Annotated in this window: 6 protein-coding genes; 5 read left to right on the plus strand and 1 reads right to left on the minus strand. The window is 37.4% G+C overall.

The window, feature by feature from the left end:
- Window positions 1-192 precede the first annotated feature (192 nt).
- The 5 genes from V7150_RS25545 to V7150_RS25565 all read left to right on the plus strand — a co-directional run bounded on the left by V7150_RS25545 (window position 193) and on the right by V7150_RS25565 (window position 6,018).
- Window positions 193-1,890 carry a peptide ABC transporter substrate-binding protein gene (locus tag V7150_RS25545; protein ID WP_335523889.1) on the plus strand — a complete coding sequence of 566 codons (1,698 nt, stop codon included), beginning with the start codon at window positions 193-195 and terminating at the stop codon, window positions 1,888-1,890.
- 113 nt (window positions 1,891-2,003) lie between these two features.
- On the plus strand, window positions 2,004-2,936 hold the full coding sequence (gene opp3b, locus V7150_RS25550) for an oligopeptide ABC transporter permease (RefSeq protein WP_335523891.1): 933 nt from the start codon (window positions 2,004-2,006) through the stop codon (window positions 2,934-2,936).
- A complete protein-coding gene (gene opp3C, locus V7150_RS25555) occupies window positions 2,933-3,961 on the plus strand; it encodes an oligopeptide ABC transporter permease (RefSeq protein ID WP_335523893.1) in 1,029 nt (342 codons plus the stop codon). The genes opp3b and opp3C overlap by 4 nt, the downstream gene beginning before the upstream one ends.
- Before the next feature lie 17 nt (window positions 3,962-3,978).
- Complete coding sequence (locus tag V7150_RS25560) at window positions 3,979-5,076, plus strand: ABC transporter ATP-binding protein (RefSeq protein WP_335523895.1); 1,098 nt, start codon at window positions 3,979-3,981, stop codon at window positions 5,074-5,076.
- A complete protein-coding gene (locus tag V7150_RS25565; protein ID WP_335523897.1) occupies window positions 5,077-6,018 on the plus strand; it encodes an ABC transporter ATP-binding protein in 942 nt (313 codons plus the stop codon). It abuts the gene before it with no gap.
- Between the two features lie 101 nt (window positions 6,019-6,119).
- Here the strand turns inward: V7150_RS25565 and V7150_RS25570 are convergent, their stop codons facing one another.
- On the minus strand, window positions 6,120-6,305 hold the full coding sequence (locus V7150_RS25570) for a hypothetical protein (protein WP_335523899.1): 186 nt from the start codon (window positions 6,303-6,305) through the stop codon (window positions 6,120-6,122).
- Between the last annotated feature and the right edge of the window lie 55 nt (window positions 6,306-6,360).

Raw genomic sequence — 6,360 nt, forward strand, 5'->3', positions numbered from 1 at the left:
GGATTATATTATGAATATTATACAAAAAATTCTATATAAGTCTAAATTATATCACATCTTTTTGTAACTATTACGTAAAAATTGTTTCTAATCTGTAAATTTAATTTGAAAAAATAATGTACAATTTTTTTAAATTATGTATAATAGAGAATGTAGTAATTTTTCAGAATAATAGAAAAGGGAGGTCTTCAGGTGAAAAAGTCAAAACTTTCACTACTTTTAGTATTATCACTTGTACTTAGCATGTTCTTAGCTGCATGTTCAGGCGGTGATAAAACCGAAGGAACAGACAAGGGTAAAGACAAAGGCGGCGAAAAACCAGCTGCGGAACAACTTGCTGACAAGCAAGAACTTAATGTGCTAGAGTCTGCTGAAATTCCGACAATGGACAGCGTTCTCGGAACAGACGCAATGAGCTTTACCACTTTGAATGCTACAAACGAAGGTTTATACCGATTGAATCAAGATCAAAAGGTAGTTCCTGCTGGCGCTGAAGCTATGCCTGAATACAATGCTGATAAAACTGAATTAACAATTAAATTAAGAAAAGATGCAAAATGGTCCAATGGTGACCCTGTAACTGCTAAGGACTATGTATATGCTTGGCAACGTGCAATTAACCCTGACACAGCATCAGAATATGGTCCATACTTCATGAGCGAAAAAATCAAAAACGCCTCTGCAATTGCTGAAGGAAAAGCAAAGGTAGAAGATCTAGGCATTAAAGCTGAAGATGACTACACTTTGAAAATTACTTTAGAAAGACCAATTCCATATATTGAATCTTTCATTACATTCCAATTGTTCTATCCACAAAACCAAAAGTTTGTTGAAGCACAAGGTGCTGACTATGCAAAAGATGCTGCTCACTTACTTTACAATGGTCCATTTAAGATGACTAAATGGGATGGCCCAACTGCAACTGAATGGGTAATGGAGAAAAATGACACTTATCATGGTGCTAAAGATGTAACCTTAACAAAAATCAACTATAACGTATCGAAAGATCCGCAAGCATCTGCAAACGCATTTACTGCAGGTGAAACAGATATTACACCAAGGCTTGCACAAGCTGCAATCATTTCACAATTTGAGGGTTCTAAAGAATTACTACAGTACCAAGAGCCTTCAATGTGGTGGCTTAAAATGAACGAAAAGAATTCTGCATTAAAAAATCTTAACATCCGTAAAGCAATTGCTCTATCTATTGATAAGAAAGCATTGGTAGAAGATGTATTAGCAAACGGTTCTATTCCTGCTGGATTCATTGTGCCAAAAGATTTTACTTTTGATAAAAACGGTAAAGACTTCCGTGATACGACTGACTCATACCAAAAGATGAATAAAGAAGAAGCTAAAAAGCTTTGGGAAAAAGGTTTATCTGAACTTGGTGTGAAAGAAGTAAAATTAGTTTATGTTGGTCAAGACACTGAAACAGCTAAAGCAACTGATGCATTCATGAAGGATCAGTTAGAGAAAAATCTTCCTGGTTTAACGCTTGAATTAAATGCAGTGCCATTTAAAATCCGTGTCGACCGTGAACAAAAAATGGATTATGACCTATTATTCAGCGGTTGGGGACCAGACTATGCTGACCCAATGACATTCATGGATCTTTACCTAACTGGCGGGGATCACAATAAAATGGATTACAGCAATCCTAAATATGATAAGCTAGTTAAAGCGGCACAAACTGATTTAGCTGCCAAAGACGAAGAACGCTGGAAAGCGCTTCAAGAAGCTGAAAAGATTCTTTTAGAAGATGATTATGCACTAGCACCAATCTATCAACGTTCCGTTAACCTTTTAGTCAATCCAAAGGTTAAAGGTTTTGCTCACCATGCATTCGGTGCTGACTTTAGTTACCAATGGATTAAAATCCTTAAATAATAGCTATTACTAATCAAATATGAAGAGAGTATATTCAAAAAATATACTCTCTTTTTACCTGTATCACAATTGTCGGAAAACGTCGAATATTCAACTTTTTAGGAGGTGTAGGCATGGCGAAATATTTATTGAAACGTGTAATTTATATGTTTTTTACACTGTTTTTAGTTGCATCCATTACTTTTTTCCTCATGAAGCTTATTCCAGGAAGTCCATTTAATACTTTTGAAAAACTCTCTGACGTTCAAAGAAATATCCTGTTTGAAAAATATGGATTGAATGACCCACTGCCTGTTCAATACTTAAACTATATGAAGAATTTGGTAATGGGTGATTTGGGAGTTTCCTTTCAATTTAATAATACCCCTGTAACAGAACTACTCGGAAACCGAATTGGCCCTTCCGCAATACTCGGTTTGCAAGCCATGATTTTCGGTTCAATTTTCGGAATATTTTTGGGAACAATTGCGGCATTAAAGCAAAATACCTGGATAGATTATACGTCAACATTTATTGCTGTTGTCGGTAAATCTGTCCCGTCGTTTATTTTTGCTGGTTTACTACAGTATTACATTGCCGTCAAATTGGGATGGCTTCCGGTTATGTTTTGGCGTGGACCAGAATATACAATCCTTCCAACCATCGCATTGTCAATGTTTCCAATCTCAATAGCTGCTCGTTTTATGCGTACGGAAATGATTGATGTTTTGGGGTCAGATTATATTACTTTGGCAAAAGCGAAGGGTGCCAGCCGTTTTCAAATAAGTGTTAAGCATGCACTTAGAAATGCGTTAATTCCAGTTGTTACTGTTTTGGGACCTTTAGCAGTAAGTTTAATGACAGGTTCTCTAGTAATTGAGCGGATATTTGGTATTCCTGGAATCGGTGAGCAGTTTGTTAAATCAATCAATTCAAATGACTACCCAGTTATTATGGGAACAAACCTTTTATTTGCCGTTTTATTCGTGGTAGTTATCCTAATTGTTGATATTCTATACGGAGTCATCGACCCGCGTATCCGTATTTCGGGGGGGAAAACTAAATGAACGACAAAGAAATAATCATTAAAAAAGATATGTTTGCACCCGTCCATATTGACCCATCAAAAAGCGAAAAGATATCTAAACCTAGTTTAAACTTTTGGCAGGATTCTTGGTTGCGGGTTCGAAAAAATAAAGGTGCGGTTATCAGTTTAATTATTCTAGGAATCTTAATTATTATGGCTTTCGTTGGTCCAATGATTTCACCTTATGCTTACGATACACAAAATACAAAACATAACAATCTTCCGCCTCGAATTCAAGGTTTAGAAAATGTGCATTGGCTTCCTTTTGATGGCACATTAACGAGACGTGATGGAACGGAATATAACGCCTATGAAGTGCGGAAAGTTGATGCATATTATTGGTTTGGAACAGATAACTTAGGCCGCGACTTGTTTGCTCGTACTTGGAAAGGGACACAAGTTTCCTTATTCATTGCATTCATGGCTGCATTAATTGATATGCTGATCGGGGTTTCCTATGGTGCTGTTTCCGGCTACTTGGGCGGACGTACTGATAGTGTTATGCAGAGAATAATAGAGGTTATTGTCGGGATACCGAACTTGATTTTAGTTATATTAATGATTCTGATATTAAAACCAGGGATTATCCCAATTATTATCGCGTTAACAATTACCGGATGGACAAGTATGGCGCGTGTTGTACGCGCGCAGGTTTTGAAGTTTAAAGGCCAGGAATTTGTTTTGGCTTCTAAAACATTGGGAGCATCAGATACTTCCATTATATTCAAGCATATGATTCCAAACATGTTTGGTATCATCATAATAAATACAATGTTTTCCATCCCGAGTGCCATTTTCTTCGAAGCTTTTCTAAGCTTTATTGGACTGGGATTACAAGAACCACATGCATCTCTAGGTACATTGGTAAATGACGGATTTAAATCGATGATTGCTTTCCCATATCAAATGGTTATTCCTTCGATTATGATTGCATTAATCATGATTTGCTTTAACTTAGTAGCTGATGGATTACGTGACGCACTAGATCCAAAAATGCGTGATTAGAAGGCAGGTGAACTGTAATGGAGAAAATTTTACAAGTAAAAGATTTAAATATTTCGTTTCATACTTTTTCTGGGGAAGTTAAAGCCATTCGTGGTATAAGCTTTGACTTACTAAAAGGTGAAACATTAGCGATTGTCGGTGAATCAGGGTCCGGGAAATCCGTTACAACAAAATCGATTATGCGCTTATTACCAGAACACAATTCTGAGATAAAAAGTGGGGAAATCCTTTTTGAAGGGAAAGACCTCACAAAGCTAACGGACAAGCAAATGCAAAAAATTCGCGGTAAAGATATATCGATGATTTTTCAAGATCCGATGACCTCTTTAAACCCAACGATGAAAATCGGTAACCAAATTATGGAGCCGCTCATTAAGCATCAGAATATGAGCAAGCATACTGCGAAAGAAAGAGCAGTTGAATTATTAAAACTAGTTGGAATTCCAAAACCTGAAATACGGATTAATCAGTATCCACATCAATTTTCCGGAGGGATGAGACAAAGGGTTGTAATTGCCATTGCATTGGCATGTAATCCTAAAGTTCTTATCGCCGATGAACCGACAACGGCACTTGATGTTACGATTCAAGCACAAATTCTTGAGTTGATGAAAGATTTGCAAGATAAAATTGATACTTCCATTATTTTCATCACACATGACCTTGGTGTTGTTGCCAACGTTGCTGATCGTGTAGCGGTTATGTATGGTGGAAAAATTGTTGAAGTAGGAACAGCAGATGAAATTTTCTATAACCCACAGCATCCGTATACATGGGGGTTAATCAGCTCCATGCCAAATATGGAAACGGATGATGAGGAGTTATACTCAATTCCAGGTACACCTCCAGATTTATTGGATCCACCAAAGGGTGATGCGTTTGCACCGCGTAACCCATATGTTTTGAAAATCGATTTGGAGCAAGAGCCTCCATTCTTTAAAGTGTCTGATACACATTATGCTGCTACCTGGTTATTACATCCTGATGCTCCAAAGGTTGAACCGCCTGAGGCTGTGAAAAGACGTCAAAGTCAATATGTAGGTACTGTAGGAGTCGCAAGTAGGGCAGCAAAGTTGGAAAAAAGTCAGTCTCCTGGTATAAAGGAGGGAAAATAAATGGCTAAGAGAGAGAAACTGCTTGAAATAAAAAATTTAAAGCAATATTTCAATGAAGGAAAGCCTAATGAAGTTAAGGCTGTCGATAATGTTTCTTTTGACATCTATAAAGGCGAAGTAATGGGTCTAGTAGGTGAGTCAGGCTGTGGTAAATCAACAACTGGCAGAACCATTATCCGTTTGTATGATGCCACTGGTGGGGAAGTATTGTATGACGGTGTAAATGTTCACGGCAAAAAGTCAAAAAAGCAATTAAAAGAATTTAACCGAAAAATGCAAATGATTTTCCAAGACCCTTATGCATCGTTAAACCCACGATTAAAGATTGCTGATGTTATTGCCGAGGGAATTGATATACATGGATTGGCAAAATCAAAAGAAGATCGTATGGAAAGAGTCTACGAGCTTTTAGAAACCGTTGGGTTGAATAAGGAACATGCTAACCGTTACCCGCATGAATTCAGTGGTGGTCAGCGCCAGCGGATTGGAATTGCCCGGGCACTTGCGGTTGAGCCAGAATTCATTATTGCTGATGAGCCGATTTCTGCGTTGGACGTTTCTATTCAAGCGCAGGTTGTAAACTTAATGAAGAAACTGCAAAAAGAAAAAGGATTAACCTACCTTTTCATTGCGCATGATCTTTCAATGGTAAAATATATAAGTGACCGAATCGGCGTTATGTATTTTGGGAAAATGGTTGAGCTTGCCCCTGCGGATGAGCTTTATAAAAATCCACTACATCCTTATACGCAGTCACTATTATCAGCGATTCCAGCTCCGGACCCAATCAGTGAGAGGACACGTAAACGTAAATCCTATGATCCTGCAAGTCATCAATATGATGATAATGAAGCAATTGAATTCAGGGAAGTTACCCCTGGTCACTTTGTTCTTTGTTCGGAGAAAGAATTTATTCAATACAAGGCACAATCTAAACACTAATAAAAAAACGATCTCGATTATTGAGATCGTTTTTTTATTAGTAGGTATAAGTGGAAGCGATTAAGTGTATATTCCACTAAATGAACTTTTTGCTTTTATAATTAATTCCGTTTTCCTCCCACAGCCTTCCAGCCTGTTCGGTATTTAGCACTTTCATCAACAAATTCGGTTCGACGTTTACCGCCGAATACTTTTTCCCCAATGCTGTTTGTTATAACACCCATTAATGCGGTAAGGGCAATGATTAGCAAAGCCACAATAGTTAAATCAGTTATGTAAGCCCCCATGATAAAAACCCCTCCATTTTATCTTAATTAGAATATTCATCATACCAAATTAAAT

It is taken from the genome of Neobacillus drentensis, from assembly GCF_036965245.1.
GTDB lineage: Bacteria > Bacillota > Bacilli > Bacillales > Cytobacillaceae > Neobacillus > Neobacillus drentensis_G.